The 16,807-nt window shown below is 74.4% G+C and carries 18 protein-coding genes; 10 read left to right on the forward strand and 8 right to left on the reverse strand.

Annotated features, from left to right (window positions below; genetic code table 11):
- Together L7D48_RS14005 and L7D48_RS14010 are read right to left on the reverse strand one after the other, a co-directional pair.
- On the reverse strand, positions 1–1,176 hold a 1,176-nt coding region (locus L7D48_RS14005), incomplete at its 3' end, for a glycosyltransferase family 4 protein (protein WP_237879762.1).
- Between the two features lie 62 nt (positions 1,177–1,238).
- On the reverse strand, positions 1,239–2,333 hold the full coding sequence (locus tag L7D48_RS14010; protein ID WP_237879763.1) for a hypothetical protein: 1,095 nt from the start codon (positions 2,331–2,333) through the stop codon (positions 1,239–1,241).
- Positions 2,334–2,627: 294 nt separating this feature from the next.
- On the opposite strand from L7D48_RS14010, the gene L7D48_RS14015 reads away from it, so the two are divergent.
- Complete coding sequence (locus L7D48_RS14015; protein ID WP_237879764.1) at positions 2,628–3,143, forward strand: chaplin; 516 nt, start codon at positions 2,628–2,630, stop codon at positions 3,141–3,143.
- 89 nt (positions 3,144–3,232) lie between these two features.
- Positions 3,233–3,430, forward strand: a complete 198-nt coding sequence (locus L7D48_RS14020; protein WP_237879765.1) for a hypothetical protein — start codon at positions 3,233–3,235, stop codon at positions 3,428–3,430.
- Positions 3,431–3,518: 88 nt separating this feature from the next.
- Here L7D48_RS14020 and L7D48_RS14025 read toward each other — a convergent pair whose 3' ends face one another.
- Positions 3,519–3,929: a hypothetical protein gene (locus L7D48_RS14025; RefSeq protein WP_237879766.1), complete on the reverse strand. Its 411-nt coding sequence runs from the start codon at positions 3,927–3,929 to the stop codon at positions 3,519–3,521.
- Positions 3,930–4,030: 101 nt separating this feature from the next.
- Here L7D48_RS14025 and L7D48_RS14030 point away from each other — a divergent pair, with 101 nt between their 5' ends.
- The 4 genes from L7D48_RS14030 to L7D48_RS14045 all read left to right on the forward strand — a co-directional run bounded on the left by L7D48_RS14030 (position 4,031) and on the right by L7D48_RS14045 (position 7,816).
- Positions 4,031–4,912 carry a DUF72 domain-containing protein gene (locus tag L7D48_RS14030; protein ID WP_237879767.1) on the forward strand — a complete coding sequence of 294 codons (882 nt, stop codon included), beginning with the start codon at positions 4,031–4,033 and terminating at the stop codon, positions 4,910–4,912.
- 7 nt (positions 4,913–4,919) lie between these two features.
- Positions 4,920–5,615 (forward strand): endonuclease, encoded by a 696-nt coding sequence (locus L7D48_RS14035; RefSeq protein WP_237879768.1) that lies wholly within the window; start codon positions 4,920–4,922, stop codon positions 5,613–5,615.
- Positions 5,616–5,854: 239 nt separating this feature from the next.
- Positions 5,855–7,198, forward strand: a complete 1,344-nt coding sequence (locus tag L7D48_RS14040; protein ID WP_237879769.1) for a transglycosylase family protein — start codon at positions 5,855–5,857, stop codon at positions 7,196–7,198.
- A 138-nt stretch (positions 7,199–7,336) separates the two neighbouring features.
- Complete coding sequence (locus L7D48_RS14045) at positions 7,337–7,816, forward strand: EamA family transporter (RefSeq protein WP_237879770.1); 480 nt, start codon at positions 7,337–7,339, stop codon at positions 7,814–7,816.
- Here the strand turns inward: L7D48_RS14045 and L7D48_RS14050 are convergent.
- Both L7D48_RS14050 and L7D48_RS14055 read right to left on the reverse strand, forming a co-directional pair.
- A complete protein-coding gene (locus L7D48_RS14050) occupies positions 7,701–9,242 on the reverse strand; it encodes an FAD-dependent oxidoreductase (protein ID WP_374492204.1) in 1,542 nt (513 codons plus the stop codon). The two genes, L7D48_RS14045 and L7D48_RS14050, sit on opposite strands and share 116 nt — an antisense overlap.
- On the reverse strand, positions 9,239–9,901 hold the full coding sequence (locus tag L7D48_RS14055) for a hypothetical protein (protein WP_237879771.1): 663 nt from the start codon (positions 9,899–9,901) through the stop codon (positions 9,239–9,241). The genes L7D48_RS14050 and L7D48_RS14055 overlap by 4 nt, the downstream gene beginning before the upstream one ends.
- Before the next feature lie 270 nt (positions 9,902–10,171).
- Between L7D48_RS14055 and L7D48_RS14060 the strand changes: the two genes are divergently transcribed.
- Complete coding sequence (locus tag L7D48_RS14060) at positions 10,172–11,380, forward strand: hypothetical protein (protein WP_237879772.1); 1,209 nt, start codon at positions 10,172–10,174, stop codon at positions 11,378–11,380.
- A 92-nt stretch (positions 11,381–11,472) separates the two neighbouring features.
- Here the strand turns inward: L7D48_RS14060 and L7D48_RS14065 are convergent, their stop codons facing one another.
- Positions 11,473–12,066: a hemerythrin domain-containing protein gene (locus L7D48_RS14065; RefSeq protein ID WP_237879773.1), complete on the reverse strand. Its 594-nt coding sequence runs from the start codon at positions 12,064–12,066 to the stop codon at positions 11,473–11,475.
- A 187-nt stretch (positions 12,067–12,253) separates the two neighbouring features.
- Here L7D48_RS14065 and L7D48_RS14070 point away from each other — a divergent pair, with 187 nt between their 5' ends.
- Together L7D48_RS14070 and L7D48_RS14075 are read left to right on the forward strand one after the other, a co-directional pair.
- A complete protein-coding gene (locus L7D48_RS14070) occupies positions 12,254–13,390 on the forward strand; it encodes a glutamate--cysteine ligase (RefSeq protein WP_237879774.1) in 1,137 nt (378 codons plus the stop codon).
- Positions 13,387–14,457: an iron-containing redox enzyme family protein gene (locus L7D48_RS14075; RefSeq protein WP_237879775.1), complete on the forward strand. Its 1,071-nt coding sequence runs from the start codon at positions 13,387–13,389 to the stop codon at positions 14,455–14,457. The genes L7D48_RS14070 and L7D48_RS14075 overlap by 4 nt, the downstream gene beginning before the upstream one ends.
- 38 nt (positions 14,458–14,495) lie before the next feature.
- Here L7D48_RS14075 and L7D48_RS14080 read toward each other — a convergent pair whose 3' ends face one another.
- Positions 14,496–14,780, reverse strand: a complete 285-nt coding sequence (locus L7D48_RS14080; protein ID WP_237879776.1) for a CDGSH iron-sulfur domain-containing protein — start codon at positions 14,778–14,780, stop codon at positions 14,496–14,498.
- The gene (locus L7D48_RS14085; protein ID WP_237879777.1) at positions 14,764–15,429 is read right to left on the reverse strand and encodes a HemK2/MTQ2 family protein methyltransferase; all 666 of its coding nucleotides are present in this window, start codon (positions 15,427–15,429) and stop codon (positions 14,764–14,766) included. The genes L7D48_RS14080 and L7D48_RS14085 overlap by 17 nt, the downstream gene beginning before the upstream one ends.
- A gap of 118 nt (positions 15,430–15,547) precedes the next feature.
- Between L7D48_RS14085 and L7D48_RS14090 the strand changes: the two genes are divergently transcribed.
- Complete coding sequence (locus tag L7D48_RS14090; protein ID WP_237879778.1) at positions 15,548–16,729, forward strand: zinc-dependent alcohol dehydrogenase; 1,182 nt, start codon at positions 15,548–15,550, stop codon at positions 16,727–16,729.
- Positions 16,730–16,807 lie beyond the last annotated feature (78 nt).

A 16,807-nucleotide genomic window follows, 5' to 3' on the forward strand; every position in this document is an offset into this window, starting at 1 on the left:
GGTCCGCCGGCGGGCGGGCGCGGCGGCGGACCGCTCGGCCAGCACCTCGGCGTACAGCCGCGCGACCCGCTCGGCCGTGTGCCGTACGTCGTGGAAGGCCCGGACGTGTTCGGCGGCCAGCAGCCCAAGCTCGTGCCGGAGCGGCGGGTCGGCCAGCAGCGAGGCCAGCGCTCGGGCCAGGGCGCCGGGGTCCTCCGGCGGGACCAGGAAGTCGGCGGCGCGGCCCGGCGGGAGGCTCTCGGTCGCGCCGGTCACCGCGGTCGCCACCACCGGGCGGCCGCAGGCCATCGCCTCCAGCGGGACGAGCGCCATCCCCTCCCACCGGGAGGGGAGCACCACCGCGTCGGCCGCCGCGTACCAGGCCGCCGTGTCCTGTGCCGCCCCGGCGAACAGCACCCCCGCGGGCGCCGCCGAGGCCAGCTCCCGGCGCGACGGGCCGTCGCCGACCAGTACCAGCCGGGCGCCGGGGACGCGGGCGGCGACCTCGGGCCAGGCCCGCAGCAGTACGTCCTGCCCCTTCTGCCTGCACAGCCTGCCGACGCAGACGGCCAGGGGGGTGTGCGGCGGCATCCCGGCGAGCGCGTGCAGGGCGGTGCGCGCGCGGGCGCGGGCGGCTTCGTCCGCCGGGCGGAAGCGGCCGGTGTCCACGCCGTTGTGGACCACCGCCCAGCGGGCGCGCACCCCCGATGCCTCGCCGTGCCGCAGCTCGTCGCCGGCCACGCACAGCACGCGGTCCGCCCAGCGGGCCGCCAGCCGCTCCCAGTACAGGGCCAGCCGGGCGGTCGTCCCGCCGACGGCGTCGAAGGACCAGGCGTGCGGCTGGTGGACGGTGGGGACGCGGCCCCGCAGGGCGAGCCGCAGGGCCAGTCCGGCCTTGGCGCTGTGCGTGTGCACCAGGTCGGGGCGGACGCGCCGCACCAGCCGGGCGGCCCGCACCGCCTCGCCGTACAGGCCCGGTCCCGGTTCGCGCAGCGCGGGCCAGTCGGCCACTTCCGCGCCGGCCGCGGCGGCGTCCCGGCCCAGCGCGCCGCCGGGCGGGCAGGCCACCACGGCGCGCGTTCCCGCCGCGGTCTGGGCGCGGACCAGGTCGGTGACGACCCTGGCCACCCCGCCGTCCACTGGCTGGGAGAAGTGCAGCACCGTCGTGGGAACCGCTTGCCGATCGATGTGGGACATGCGTGAACTCCCCATTCGCCGAAGCGTTCTGACGTCGCGCCGAGGGCGCCGGTCCGCGGCTCTCAGCGGCGTGCGTCGACCTGCAGGAAGACCGCTCCGAGCTGGTAGCCCTCGTCACGGGTGGTGAAGCGGAACGTCAGCGAGTCGCCGCCGCGCGCCAGCGCGGGGGTGATGCCGTGGACGTCGGAGTCGTAGCCCAGCGTGTCGGGGTAGGCGGGCACGCGGGGCGCCGGGCGGCCGTGGTCGGTGATCGTGGAGTTCATGGGGTCGTCGGCGGGGTTGGCCGCGTCGCGCACCCGGTGGGCGGGCGCGGCGCCGGTGCCCACCGTCAGCGTCTCCCCGCCCCGGCCGCGGTCGCCGTCGTAGGCCACCACGCCCGCGGCGCCAAAGGCCCCGGGCGGCACCGGCAGGGCCTCGGCGGTGATCTCGAGGGCGCCCCTGGAAGGGGTCATGGCCTCGTAGCCGTCCATGAGCACCAGATGGCGCAGCGGCTCCTTCGGGTGGGCGTAGGCGGCCACCAGCGTCCAGCCGCCCCAGGCTCCGGCGGGCGAGCGGCCCGCGGCGACGTTGAGCTGGGCGACGGTGTAGGAGCCGCCGCCGGACCGCGCGACCAGGCCGGTGACGTCGGCCGAGGCGGTGTAGCCGTCCATGACCGCGGTGCGGCGGTGGCCGATGACGGTGTCGGCGAGGACCTCCTTGTACCGGCCGCCCGGTTCGGCGATCAGCACGCGTCCGTTGTCCTCGGGGGGCTTCTGCTCGCCGACCCGGAGGTTGCCGCCCCAGTACAGCCGGGCGTAGGTGACGCGCGCCCCGGCGGGCAGGCGCAGCTCCGCGCTGCCGGAGTTGTAGGTGTTGGGGTCGTCGTCGATGTCGACGTAGGTCATCTCGTAGTCGCCGTTGTTCCCCTTCGCCGCTCCCTTCCGGGCCTGTGCGCACGGCGGCGTGCCGGTGGCGGCGGGGGCGAGGCAGGTGGCCGCGGAGTTGGCGGCGCGCACGATGCCGCCGTGCTGCGTGGCGCGGTACCGCTCCCCGAAGGGGATGCGCGGCGCCTCGCCGGGCGCGGGCGCCGCCGCGGTCGGCGGCATCGCCATCGCCAGGGCCGCGGCTGCCAGTGCGCACAGCACTCCTCGGCTGGTGAGCCCCAGGGAAACACGCATGGACTTTCTCCGATCGATACCGTTCAAATCGGAGCAAACCATGGCAGACGTGTGCACCTCCCTCGGAGGTGACGCGCGGGGGTTGCGCCGAGCGTGTGACCGCTCGGATCAGCGTCCGGCGTATACGGCATCCGCTTGCGGCGGTACGGCCCACAGGAGAGCACCGAAACGGTGATCCCGCTGGGCCCTCCGGGTGGTCCCGCGCATCACCCCTGTTGGACCGCCTCCGGACCGGACAACCCATTCACAGCCCGGATCGACCACGGTTCGAAGAATCCCGAAAGGAGAACGGCGATGATCCGTATCGCCAAGACCGCCGCGATCGCCGCGGCCGCCTGCGCCCTGGTTCTCGGCGGCGCGGGAGCCGCGTCTGCCTGCGGAGACCAGCCCGGCGGTCACAAGGGCGGCCACCAGCAGGGCCACCACGGCGACGGTCACAAGAAGGACCGGAAGAAAGACGACGGGAAGGGCCACAAGAAGGGCCACAAGAAGGGTCAGGAGAAGGAGCACGGGAAGGACGACGGCAAGGACCGCGAGAAGGGGCACGGGAAGAAGGACCACCGCAAGGGCGGGAACGACCACCGCAAGGGCGGGGACGACCACCGCAGGGGTGGGGACGACCGCCGCGGAGGCGGCCACGACGGCGGCTACGGCGCCTACGCCGGCGCGGTGGCCTTCGGATCCCCCGGCGTCCTCAGCGGCAACGCGATCCAGGTCCCGGTCGACCTCGGCCTCAACGTCTGCGGCAACCAGCTGAACGTCATCGGCGCGCTGAACTCGTCCTCCGGGAACGTCTGCGTCAACAAGTGATCCGGCGCCTCCGCCCCGCCCCGCCGGCGGGGCGGAGGCCGTTTCGGCTCCCGGGGCGGTGGGCACCCGCGCGCGGCGAGGTGATGGACATGCCCGAACCCGGAAGCAAGGAATACGACAAGCAGCGCGCCCGGCGCCGCAAGGAGGCGGAGCGCGGCGGTGTGCCCGACCGGCACGCGAACGAGGAGGCGAACGAGTCGCTGCGGCAGGACCCGCACTGGCGCTCCTCCGGACCGCGCACCGAGCGCGGCCGCGGCCCCAAGGGCGAGCGTCCCGAGGGCGGTTGAGCGGTGCGGCCCGCCGAGCGGCGGGCCGCACCCATGAGGACGCCTCCCACGGGGGCGCTCCCTGCGAGAGCGTTCCCCGTGAGGGCGCTCAGGGGCCGCCCTCCTCCTCCTGCTCCCGCACCGCGTCCCGCTCCCCCGCCGCGTCGCGCGGCAGGTTGCGGCCGGCCGGCGGGTCCACCTCCACCGGCGGGGTCCAGGGGCCGCGCTCCACGGTCTCGCCCGGCTGCATCCCCGGAGTCGGCCCCGCGGCGATCTCGGGCTGCTCCATGTCATCGGCGGCCACGGCATGCACATCGCCCTTGCCCAGCGGAGAGGCTCCCGGTTCCTCCTCGCCGCCGGGCTCCCAGTGGTCCTCACCCGTGCCCGTGTCCTCACCGCTTTGGGGCCGCTCCTGGCCCGGACCGTACGTGGCGTTGCCCGGGTTCCGCGTCCGCTCGGCCTCCTCGGCGATCTCACGGGCGCGCCGCTCCCTGTCCGTGCCCTCGTCCTCAGCGGACATGGCCTCGCTCCTCTCCACGGGGCCCGGGGCCCGGAGCCCGGGGATCCCCGAATGCTTCCCGACGGCGGATCTCGCCGACGCGGCGCGGGTACCCGGCGACCATGGGAAACATTCTGGTCGGCACCTGCTCGTGGACGGACCCCGCGCTGATCGGCAGCGGGTGGTACCCCTCCTCGGCCGGAGATGCGGAGGGTCGGCTGCGGTACTACGCCGGGCGCTTCGGCCTGGTCGAGGTGGACTCGACGTACTACGGGCTGCCCAGCACACGCAACAGCCGGCTGTGGGCCGAGCGCACTCCCGACGGGTTCGTCTTCGACGTCAAGGCGTTCTCCCTGCTCACAGGCCACTCCACTCGGGTCGGCTCGCTTCCGGCACAGCTGCGCCCGGCCGGTGCCCACGCGAACGCCCGGGTGCGGGCCGACGCGCTGGGACCGGCGGCCGTGGAGGAGGTGTGGCGGCGCTTCGCGGACGCGCTGGAGCCGCTGCGCGCGGCCGGACGGCTGGGCGCGGTGCTGATGCAGTTCCCGCCGTCGCTGCGGCCCGGACCCGGTGCGGAGGCGTTCCTGGAGCGGTGCCTGGGGCGCGCGAGCGCACTGGGGTGGCGCACGGCGGTGGAGTTCCGCGACCCTCGCTGGTACGCGCCCGAGCGCGCCGCCGGCACGGCCGACCTCGCCAAGCGCCACGGCGCGGCGCTGGTCGCGGTGGACACCGCACGCGGCCTGCCCGCGTCCGTGCCGCCGGTCGCCGCCGCGACCGCGCCACATCTGTCGGTGGTCCGCTTCCACGGCCGCAGCCCGCACTGGGGCACCGGTTCCAAGGAGGACTCCTACCGGCACCGCTACACCGGGGAGGAACTGGCCGAGTGGGTTCCGCGGATACGGACGCTGGCGGAGCGGACCGACCGGGTGCACGTGCTGTTCAACAACTGCTGCGGCGACGCGGCCGTCCGCGCCGCCGAGGCGATGAGCGACCTGTTGGAGTGATGCGGCCATGACCGAGCCGGGCGGAGAGAGGAACGCGCGGGCGGACGCGGGCCGGCGCGCGGGGTCGCGGGAGCGCGACGCCGCCGCGGTGCGCGCGCTGCTGGAGCTCCACGGCCGCACGTACGCGCGGGAGGCGGGCATCCGGCTGCGGAACACCCCCGTGCCGCTGTACCGGCTGCTGGTGCTCTCACTGCTGCTGAGCGCCCGCATCCGGGCGGACACCGCGGTGTCCGCGGCCCGCGCCCTGTTCGACGCCGGGCTGGGCGACGCGCGGAGCATGGCCGAGTCGGCCTGGCAGCGGCGGGTGGACGCGCTGGGCGCGGGCGGCTACCGGCGGTACGACGAGCGGACGGCCACCCAGCTCGGCGACGGCGCGGAGCTGCTCCTCCAGCGCTACCGGGGGGATCTGCGCGGGCTGCGCGAGGAGAGCGGGGTGAGCGAACGGCTCCAGCGCTTCCCCGGCATCGGGCCGACCGGGGCCGACATCTTCCTGCGCGAAGCCCAGGGCGTCTGGCCGGAGTTCGCTCCGTACCTCGACCGCAGGACCCGCGAGGGCGCGCGGCGGCTGGGGCTGCCCGCCTCGTCCCGGGAGCTGGCACGGCTGGTGCCCCGGGAGGAACTGCCCCGGCTGGCCGCGGGGCTGGTGCGCGTCGCCCTCGACCGGAAGGCCGCCGACGAGGTGCTCGCCGCGGCGGAGGCGTGAGTTCGTTCTTCCTTTCCGCGCCGTTTCCGTGCCGGCGCGCGCTGTTTCCGCGCCGTTGTGCGCGGTGCTGTGCCGGCCTGCGCCGGGCTGTGCCGTTCCCGGGGCTTTCACGGTGAGCGCCGGAGGCGGGCTCTTGCCGTGATACGGAAAGCGCGTCTATCTTTGGCGCGCTCGCCAACGCAATTGCGTGAAAGCTCAACTGACGGATCGCCGGGTACGGCGTAGGGGAGGGACCGGCTGTGGCCGGAAAAGGGCGTCATCGCCGTTACAAGCCCAACGCGGTTTCCCGCGCGTCGCTGACCGTCACCGCGGGAGGGGCCGGAATCGCCATCCCGCTGATCGGGGCCACCGCCGCCCACGCCGCGCCCGAGGAGATCTGGAACAAGGTCGCCGCGTGCGAGAGCAGCGGGAACTGGAATATCAACTCCGGTAACGGTTTCTACGGCGGTTTACAGTTCAAGCAGAGCACCTGGCAGGAATTCGGCGGTACCGCCTACGCTCCGCGTGCCGATCTCGCCACCAGGGACGAGCAGATAGCCGTCGCCGAGCGGGTGCTCGACGGGCAGGGCCCGGCCGCCTGGCCGGTGTGCTCGACCCGGGCCGGTCTGACCTGGGAGCACCGGGGTTCCGGCACCACCGCGGAGACCGCCTCCGGGACGGAGGGCAACCAGCCCCGTACCCAGACGCAGGCACAGACGCGGGCCGGGACCTCGAAACCGGCCGCGAAGCCCGCCGACAAGCCCTCCGACGGCGGCCGGACCCATGTGGTGGCGGGCGGCGACACCCTCTCCGGGATCGCCGACGAGCACGACGTGCGCGGCGGCTGGCAGGCACTGTACGAGCGCAACCGCACGGTCGTGGGCGGCGACCCGGACCTGATCTTCCCCGGACAGCGGCTCAACCTCCAGCAGGGCGGCGCGGCCCGGACACAGCAGGACGACGCCCCCGGCCGGAGCACCACCGTGCCCCGGCAGAAGAGCGTGCCGAAGGCCGAGGAGAAGCCGAAGGCGCAGGAGAGACCGGAGGCACAGGCCAAACCCGAGGCCCGGGAGAAGCCGAAGGAGCAGGCCAAGCCGGCGGAGAAGGACAAGCCCCGGGAGAAACCGCGGGAGAAGATCAGGGCGCAGGCCGAGCCCGAGCGGGCCGAGCGCAAGAGCTCCGAGGCGCAGACCTCCCCCGGCTACGCCGCGCCCGTCAGCGGCGTCTCCCCCACCACCGCGTACCGCCAGTCGGGCAGCGGCTGGTCCAGCGGCTACCACACCGGCATAGACTTCCCCGTCTCCACGGGCACCTCGGTGCAGGCCGTCAGCCGCGGGCAGGTCGTCTCGGCCGGCTGGGGCGGCGCGTACGGTTACCAGGTGGTCATCCGGCACTCCGACGGCCGCTACAGCCAGTACGCCCATCTGTCGGCGATCTCCGTGCGCTCCGGCCAGCAGGTCAACGCCGGCCAGCGGATCGGGCGTTCGGGATCCACCGGCAACAGCACCGGCCCCCACCTGCACTTCGAGATCCGCACCGGCCCCGGCTACGGCTCGGACATCGACCCGCTGGCCTATCTGCGCGCCAACGGCGTGCGGATCTGATCCCCCAGGTCCTCCAGGGGTCTGCCGGCGGGTGCGGGACTGCTGCTGTTCACCGCCCCGTCCTTCACGGGCGGTCCGGGAGCCGGGCGCCCCCTGCCCGCGGCGGGCGTCGCCCTCGCCCCGGCGGGCGCCGTGGCGATGGGCGCCTACCTCCTGCTGAGCAGGCGGGCCGGGCGACTCGCGGTCGACGGCTCGCCGCTCGCCCTCGCGGTGGCCTGGGCGGCGCTGCTGTGGGTACCGGCCGGTGTGGCCGAGAGCGGCGCCCGGCTGGCCCGACCGGAGGTGCTGTCGGCCGGGCCGGCCGTGGCGGTGCTCTCGGCCGCCGGTCCTTACTCGCTGGAGTCGGCCGCCCTGCGCAGGCTGCCGCCCCGGGTGGTGGGCGTGCTGCAGAACCTCGAGCCGGTCGCGGCCGGGCTCGCGGGGCCGGCGATCCTGGGCGAGATGCTCTCCGCCCAGTGGACGGCCGTCTGCTGCATCACCGCCGCGGCGGTGGGCGCGGTGGTCACTCAAGGTCGCGCCGCTCCAGCGGACGGGTCGCGGGGCCCTGGATCACCGAGCCGTCCGTGGCGAAGCGCGAGCCGTGGCACGGGCACTCCCAGGCCAGTTCCGCGTCGTTGAAGTGGACCAGGCAGCCCAGGTGGGTGCAGCGGGCCGAGACGGCGTGCAGCTGCCCGTCGGCGTCGCGGTGGACGGCGCAGCGGCTCCCGCCGACCCGTACGACCGCGCCGCCGCCCGGGGCGATGTCGTCGACGGAGTCGGCGTGGGAGGGGCGCAGCCGGTCGCCGACGAAGTGCTTGGCGACGGTGGCCTGCAGGCCCAGCAGCGAGGGTGCCTCGCGGAAGCCGGGCAGCCGCCGGGGGTCGTACAGCTTCGCCCAGGCCGGCAGGTCGCCGCCGGTGACGTACCGGGCGAGCAGCCGGCCCGCCAGCACCCCGCTCGCCATCCCCCAGCCGCCGAAGCCGGTGGCGACGTAGGTGTGGCGCGCGCCGGGGTGGAACGGCCCGATGTACGGCACCCGGTCGGTGGAGCTGTTGTCCTGGGTGGCCCAGCGGTGGACGACCCGGGCGTCGGGGAAACGCTCGCGCGTCCAGGCCTCCAGCCTCTCGAAGCGCTCGGTGACCTCGGCCGTGCCCGGCAGGAACTTCTCACCGGTGACGATCAGGAGCCGCCGCCCCTGGCCGTAGGGCGCGGTGCGCACCGAGCGGGTGTCGTTCTCGGGGGTCAGGTACATCCCGGCCGGGTCCTGCTCGGCGGGGATCGCGGCGGCGACGACCAGTTCGCGGTGCGGCTCCAGCCGGGAGAACAGCAGCGCGCGGTCGAAGACGGGGTAGTGGGTGGCCACGACGACGGCGTTCGCGGTGACCGTGGCGCCGTTCTCCGCGATCACCTTGCACGGCTCGCCCTCCTCCAGGCCCACCACGCGGGTGCGCTCGGCGATCCGCCCGCCGCGCCGCACCAGGTCCTGTGCGAGCGCCAGGAGGAACTTGCGCGGGTGGAACTGCGCCTGGTCGGCCACGCGCACCGCGCCCCGGACGGGGAACGGCAGACCGGTCTCGGTGACGTAGGCGGCGGGCAGGCCGGCCTCGGCGGCGGCCTCGGCCTCGGCCCGCAGCTTCTCGGCCGTCTCCTCGGACTCGGCCCAGGTGTAGGCGGGCACGCGCTCCAGCTCGCAGTCCACGTCCAGCTCGGCGACGGTCGCGGCCAGGTGCCCGATCGCGTCCTGCTGGGAGAGCGCGTACATCCGGGCGCCGTCGGCGCCGTGCTTGCCGCGCAGCTCGTCGTAGACCATGCCGTGCAGGGCGCTGACCTTGGCGGTGGTGTGGCCCGTGACCCCGGCGGCGATCCGGTCGGCCTCCACGACGGTGACCTGGCGGCCGACGCGGGCGAGCTCCCAGGCTGTGCACAGGCCCGCGATGCCGCCGCCGACCACCACGACGTCGGTGTCGGTGCCGCTGCCGGGCTCCAGCGGCGGGTGGGTGGTCCCGGGGGTGACGGGGGCGGTCGCCAGCCAGTACGACTCGTTTTCGGCGGGGGAAGCGCTCACGGCCGGCGGCTCCTTCCGGGCTCGGGACGCACTCCGGTCCCCTCGCCCTCGCCGGACGGGCCGACCTCGCCCACGCCCTCGGGCGGACCGGTCTGCTCGGTGTCCTCCTCGCCCCTGAGCTGGCCGATGTCGCGGTCCTCCTCGACGGTGTGGACGGCCGACTCCTCCGGGGACAGCCCCTCGGCCGCGGACTCGTGGGAGAACACGTCCTGGTTGGCGGGCCGCTCGCCGAGCGGGTCGTCGCTGAGCTGGCCGGTCTCCTCCTCCGGCGGGCCGGAGGCCCGGGAGGTCTCGCCCACGTCGGGCTCCTCCTCGGCCAGCCGGTCGCCCAGGGGTTTGCCCTCCACCTGCTCGGAGTAGGTGGTGCCCCACTCCTCGGCGGCCACCGGGCGCTCACCGGGGACGGGCATCTGCTGCGGGTCGTTCATCCACTCCTGCTCGGGCATGCCGTTCTGCAGGTCGGGGATGCCCTCGTCCTCGGGGCGGCCGCCCGGGTCGTAGGGGGCGTCCAGCGCCGAGTCGCCGGGGCTGGGACCGGTGGCGGGCTCTCCCTCGGGCGGCAGGCCGGGGGTCTCGTCGTCGTTGACGGTGGCGTCCTCCTCGGCCAGTTCGGGCCTGCTCTCGTCGCCCGCCGCGGTGGGCTCGTTCTCGTCAGCCATGGTCGGTCTCCCTCCGGGTCCCGGTGTCGGTCAGGGGCGCGCACGCGTCGGTGATCCGGTCGGCTCTCATCGACCCGCCCGGTACCCGCCGGTACCGGGCGGAAACGCGCGGTGCGCCCGGCCGCGCCCCGATCGCGCTGTTTCGGGGGCGGCGGCACGGGTACCCAGGCGCATCGCGTCCGGTGCCGGGGGAACGGCCGGACCGCGGAGCAGCCGTGAGGCGGCCGCGTCCCGGACGCGTCAGCGCAGTGGACGAGCAGGAGGAACCAGGTGACCTTCAACCCCTTGGAGCAGCGCGGCATCCCGCTGGGCCGGCAGCTCCGCAACTGGCGCGAACTCGACGTCGAGCCGATCGACCCGAACCACGCCGACCCCTACACCCGCTGCCGCATCATCACGATGAACGGCATCGAGGTGGAGGCGATCATGTTCAGCCACCACTTCGCCCGGGTGTGCCCGGACATGGACGTCAAGCGGCAGCTCGCCGAGGTGCGGTACATCGAGCAGCAGCAGCAGAAGACGGTCAACTGGCTGCTGCCGGGCCTGTCCTCGGTGCTGGAGACGACGATCGCCTACGAGCAGGTGGCCGTCGACCTCACCGCCTGGGTCGCCCGGATGGAACCGGACCCGTACCTCAAGCAGGCGTACCAGTTCGGCGTCCTGGAGGACTTCGACCACCTGTACCGGTACTCGAACCTCTACGAGATGATCGAGCACCGCAAGGCCGAGAAGATCGTCGACCAGGTCACCGAGGTCATCCCGGGCCGGCCGACCAAGTACCACCACCGCCACCCGGCCGACAACGTGCGCGACCCGTACGACAGGAACCGCGCGAACCCGCTCTCCAAGCTGCACGCGCTGACGATCATGTCGGCCGAGCAGCAGACCATGAACTTCTACATGAACGTCGGCCCGCAGTACATGGAGCCGATCGCCCGCCGGCTCTACCAGGAGATCGGGCTCATCGAGGAGGAGCACGTCACGCACTACGAGTCGCTGGTGGACCCGGGCGAGACGTGGTGGGAGCGGCTGGTCAACCACGAGTACAACGAGTGCTACCTGTACTACTCGTTCATGCAGCAGGAGAGCGACCCGAAGGTCAGGGCGGTCTGGGAGCTGCACCTGAACATGGAGCTGGAGCACCTGCACCTGGCCTGCGACCTGATGCGGCGGCACGACGGCCGCGAGCCGGAGGAGGTCCTGGCGCCGGAGCTGCCGAACGTGCTGACCTTCGAGCCCAACAAGGGCTACATCCGCGAGCTGCTGGCCACCCAGCTGGACCTGACGACGCTGGGCGCGGGGTACGTGCGCGAGGCGCACGAGCGCTTCGAGCGGATGCAGGAGCAGATCCACGGCGGCGAGGAGCCGCCGAGCGAGCGGGTCATCGACCGGCACCGGGAGATGTTCGGGGGCGAGTACCGGCTGAACACCGAGGGTGAGCACCCGGACCCCTCGCTGCGCGAGCGGCAGCGGGCCTGAGCGCTCCCCGCGTGCGCGCCCCGCGCACGCGGCCGGGCCGCCCCCTCCCCCCGCGGGGGGAGGGGGCGGCCCTTTCGGTCCGCGCCTCCGGCTCAGCGGCCGCCCGTGACCTTGCGCACGGCGTCGCGGGCCCGGTCGGCCACGGCGGCCAGCGGGCCGACGGCCAGGTTCTCCGCGGCCGTCTCCGCCCCCGGGTGCGGGCGGGTGGGCGCGGTGGCCTCCGCCGCCTTCAGGGCCTTGGCCATGGTCCGCAGCCGCTCGGGCTCGGCGTTGCGCGCGATGTGGATGAACTCGTAGCGCTCCTCGGCCCGGGCGTGCGCCTCCACGTCGTGCCGCAGCGCCTCCAGCCGGGGCATGAAGTCCGGGCTGTCCGGATCCATGTCCTCCAGGTCCTTCAGCTCCTGCTTGGCCTTCTTCTCCTCCTCCAGGCGCTGCTCCACCACGCCCTCGCCGCCGTCGACGTTGCGCCGGGTGTAGGGGTGGACCACCTCCTCCTCGGCGGTCTCGTGCACCGCCAGAAGCCTCACCAGGCGGTGGAAGGCGTCCCGTCGCGCGTCGCCCTCGGTGGCCTCCACCTCGTCGAAGAGGTTGCGGATCTCGCCGTGCTGCCGCATGAGCAGCGCCACTGCGCTCTCGTCGTGCCCGCCGTGCCCGCTGATGTCCGTCGTCTCCTGCCGTCCCGCCATGTGGGGGGGTTTCCTTCCGTGAGCTGTCGTCGGCCGGCCGCCCTCGGGGCCCGCGCCGGGCCCCGGCGCGCCACCGGGTCCGGCCGTCCGCCCGGTGGCGCCGAGTGCGAACGGTCGCGGTACCCGTGGCCCACCCCGGAAAACCCCCGCCCGTTTCGCCGGACGGGCCGGGGGTACCCACACTGCCGTGACCAGGGATGGAACCACCGGGGGACTGACCATGGGGGTCGAGGAGGAGTTCCTCCTGGCCGACCCGACGACCGCCCGCACCGTGGCCGGTGCCCAGGCGGTGCTGCGCCGCGCCCACCACGAGGCGTCCGCCGCCGACGGCTCCGGCTACAAGGCGGAGTTCCTCTCCAGCCAGGTGGAGTCCGCCACCGGGGTGTGCACCTCGCTGGAGGAGATCCGCAGGGAGCTGGCGGAGGACCGCGCCCGGCTGGTGGACGCCGCCCGGGAGGAGGGTCTGCTGCTGCTGTCCTCCGGGACGGCCGTGCTGAGCGACGGGCGTCCTCCGGTGGCCGAGGGGGAGCGCTTCCGCCGCATCTCGGAGCTCTTCGCCGACATCGTGGACGACTACCAGGTGTGCGGCTGCCACGTCCATGTGGGTGTGCCGGACCGGGAGACGGCGGTGGCCGTGGTCAACCGGGTGCGGCGCTGGCTGCCGACACTGCTGGCGCTGTCGGCCAACTCCCCCTTCTGCGAGGGCCGCGACCGCGGTTACGCCAGCTGGCGCATGATGGAGCAGCTGCGCTTCCCCGCCGCCGGGATGCCTCCCCGCTTCCCCGACGCCGCCTTCCACGACGCGGAGGTGGAGCGGCTGGTGTCCTACGGGGCGCTGATCGACGACCGGATGAGCTTCTGGCTGATGCGCCCCTCGCCGTGGCTGCCCACGGTCGAGTTCCGGGTCGCGGACGCGGCGGCCACCGTCGACGACGCGGTGCTCCAGGCCGCGCTGGGCCGTGCCCTGGTGCGCCGGGCGCTGGCCGAACTGGCGGCGGGGGTGCCGGAGCCGGAACTGGACGAGCGGGCGGCCCGGGCCGCGGTGTGGGCCGCGGCGCGCTACGGGCTGCGGGGTGACGGAGTCGATCCGGTCACCCGCGCCCGTGTGCCGGCCGGCGAGCTGCTTCAGGCGCTGCTGCGGCACGTCGCGCCCGCCCTGGAGGAGACCGGCGACACCGAGGCCGTACGGCGGCTGCTGGAGGCGGTGCGCGAGGGCGGCACCGGAGCCGAGAGGCAGCGGCGTGCCTGGGCGCGGGGCGGCCCCCGGGCCGTGGTGGAAATGCTGGCCGCCCAGACCGACGCGAGGGAGCACAAGCAGGCATGACGACCACCACCGGTACCGCCGCCGGTACGGCCGGCTCCGCCACCGGCGCCCCCTCGGGCGCCGTCACAGCGGAACTTCCTTCGCCGCGCGGCGAGTTGAGCTCAGCGGTGCTGGCGGCCCTGGCCGCCCCGCCGCCCGCTCGGCTGCCGTCGTCCCTCGGGGCGGCGGTGGAGAGGGCCGACCCGTACGGCGAGGATCTGCAACTGGCCCTGTACGTCTGCTACGAGCTGCACTACCGGGGCTTCGCGGGCGTGGCGGCCGAGTGGGAGTGGGATCCGGACCTGCTGCGACTGCGCGCCGGTCTGGAGCGGGTCTTCCTGAGCGCCCTGCGCCGCGACACCCTCACCGGCACGGCCTCGGACTCGGACGTGTCCGCCGCGCTGGAGCCGCTGCTGGTGGAGCCGGCCGAGGGCGGCGGGGTGTCGGACTTCCTGCTGCGCGAGGGCGAGTGGTGGCAGATGCGCGAGTACATCGCGCACCGCTCGGTCTACCACCTCAAGGAGGCCGACCCGCACGCCTGGGTCATCCCCCGTCTCGACGGCCAGGCCAAGGCCTCGCTGGTGGCGGTGGAGTACGACGAGTTCGGCGGGGGCCGCGGGGAGCGGGTGCACGCACGGCTGTTCGCGGACCTGATGGCGGGCGCGGGCCTGGACCCGTCCTATCTGCGCTATCTCGACGACGTGCCCGCCCCGATCGTCGCCGGGGTGAACCTGATGTCGCTGTGCGGACTGCACCGGTCCCTGCGCGGCGCGCTGGTGGGCCACTTCGCGGCGGCCGAGATCAGCACCGCGCCCAGTGCCCGGAAGATGGCCAGGGCGCTGGAGCGGTTGGGCGCCGCGCCCGAGTGCGTGCTGTTCTTCACCGAGCACATCGAGGCGGACGCCGTGCACGAGCAGGTGATGCGACGGGACGTCATCGGCGATCTGCTGACGCGCGAGCCGGAGCTGGCCGCCGATGTGGTGTTCGGCATCCGCGCCACCGAGCTGCTGGAGGAGCGCCTGGCGGACCGTCTGCTGAGCGCCTGGCGTGCCGGCACCACCTCACTGCGGCGCCCGCTGGAGGTCTGACGGGTACCCGGGGCCGGGGCAGGCGGGCGAGGACCGGGTCAGCCCCGGCCCCCGCCCGCCTCCGCCTCCCTGTCCGCTTTCCCCTCCGGGTCCGTGCCCGCGGGCCTCGGGCGTCGCTCCTTGCGGCGGTGGCTGGTGTCGCACCACGGATAGCGGTGGCTGCGGCGGCAGGTGCACAGGGCGACCGTGAAGCGGTCCGAGCGGGCGACGCGGCCGTCGGGGAGGACGACCTCCACCGGGCCCTCCACCAGCACCGGGCCCTCGGGGTCGATCACCACGCGCCGGGCGCGGTCGTCACCGGCGGGTTCAGGGACGGTCGGCACGGACCACCACCAGTTCCTCGGTGCGCTGCCCCGGGGCGATCAGGCCCCGCTCCTCCAGCCAGGCGGCGCGCTCGCGCAGCACCGGGCCGAACGGGATGGTGGTGCGGGCCACCACCGAGGACTTCAGCCCCCGCTCGCGCAGCAGACCCAGCGTCACCTGCGTGCCGCACAGCGCGGAGTGGACCATCAGCATGGTGCCGCCCGGGGCCAGCAGCGAGGGCGCGTACGCGCACAGCCGGTCCAGCACCGCTCGGCCGTCCGGCCCGCCGTCCCAGCACATCGCCGCGCCCCTGCGGGGCAGTTCGCGCCGCGGGGAGGGCACGTAGGGCGGGTTGGTGAGGACCAGGTCGAAGGGGCGCCCGTGCTCCGCCTCGGCCAGGGCGTCGGTGAGGTCGCCGCGCCGTACCGCCAGCGGCAGCCGGTGCAGCCAGGCGTTGCAGCGGGCGGCGAGCACGGCACGGGGCGAGGCATCCAGCGCCACCGCCTCGGCCGCGCCCATCCGCAGCGCGGTCATGGCGAGCACTCCGGTGCCCGTGCAGAGATCCAGGACGCGGGCTCCGGGGGCGAGCGCGGCGTCGTGCAGCGCCTGCCTCAGCAGCCAGGTGTCGTCCTGCGGCGCGTACACCCCGGGGGGCCTGAGCAGCAGCATGAACACCGGATACCTCGTTTGCCTCTCCCCTAACGTGCCCGTCCGGGCGGCGGGGCGGGGACTGGCCGGCCCGCACCGGGGTACCCGGCCGGTTCCCTGTGAAGAGAGGTGGAGAGCGATGAAGGCAGTGGTCTGGCACGGCCGGCGCGACGTGCGGGTGGACGAGGTCCCCGACCCGGCGGTCCGCGAACCGACGGACGCGGTGGTGCGGATCACGTCGAGCGGGCTGTGCGGCTCGGACCTGCACCTGTACGACGTGCTGACCCCGTTCATGACGGAGGGCGACATCCTCGGGCACGAGCCGATGGGCATCGTGGAGGAGGTCGGTCCCGAGGTGCCGAACCTCTCCCCCGGAGACCGTGTGGTGATGCCGTTCCAGATCGCCTGCGGCAGCTGCTTCATGTGCTCGCAGGACCTCCAGACCCAGTGCGAGACCACCCAGAACCGCAAGTTCGGCACCGGCGGCTCGCTCTTCGGCTACACCAAGCTCTACGGCCAGGTGCCCGGCGGCCAGGCCCAGTACCTGCGGGTGCCGCAGGCGCACTACGGGCCGATCAAGGTGCCCGAGGGGCCGGCCGACGACCGCTTCCTGTACCTGTCGGACGTACTGCCGACGGCCTGGCAGGCGGTGGCCTACGCGGACGCTCCCAAGGGCGGTTCGCTGGTCGTGCTGGGCCTGGGCCCCATCGGCGACATGTGCTGCCGGATCGCGCTGCACCTGGGGGTGGAGAAGGTGATCGGCGTCGACCTGGTGCCCGAGCGGCTGGAGCGGGCCCGGGCCCGTGGCGTGGACGTGCTGGACCTCACCGAGTACGACGACGTCGCCGACGTCGTCCGGGAGAGGACCGGCGGGCGCGGCGCGGACGCGGTCATCGACGCGGTGGGCATGGAGGCCCACGGCAGCGCGGTCGCCCAGATGGCGCAGAAGTCGACCGGGCTGCTGCCGAAGAAGATCGCCGAGAAGCTGATGACCACGGCGGGCGTGGACCGGCTGGCCGCCCTCCAGCTCGCCATCGACGCGGTACGTCGCGGCGGCACCATCTCGATCATCGGCGTCTACGGCGGGATGACCGACCCGTTGCCGATGCTCACCCTGTTCGACAAGCAGATCCAGCTGCGCATGGGGCAGGCCAACGTGCGGCGCTGGGTCCCGGAGATCATGCCGCTGCTGACGGACGAGGACGTGCTGGGCGTGGACGACTTCGCCACCCACCACGTGCCGCTGAAGAAGGCGCCCCAGGCCTACGAGATGTTCCAGAAGAAGGCCGACGGGGCGGTGAAGGTCGTCCTGCGGCCGTAAGCCCGGCCGCCCTCCCTCCGCCCTCTCTCCGCGCTCGCGGCGGGCGGCGCGGGCCGGGGACCGGACCCTCACGGCCCG

Origin of the sequence: Streptomyces sp. ICN903, assembly GCF_022015835.1 — a bacterium.
In the GTDB taxonomy this organism is placed as follows: Bacteria; Actinomycetota; Actinomycetes; order Streptomycetales; family Streptomycetaceae; genus Streptomyces; species Streptomyces fenghuangensis.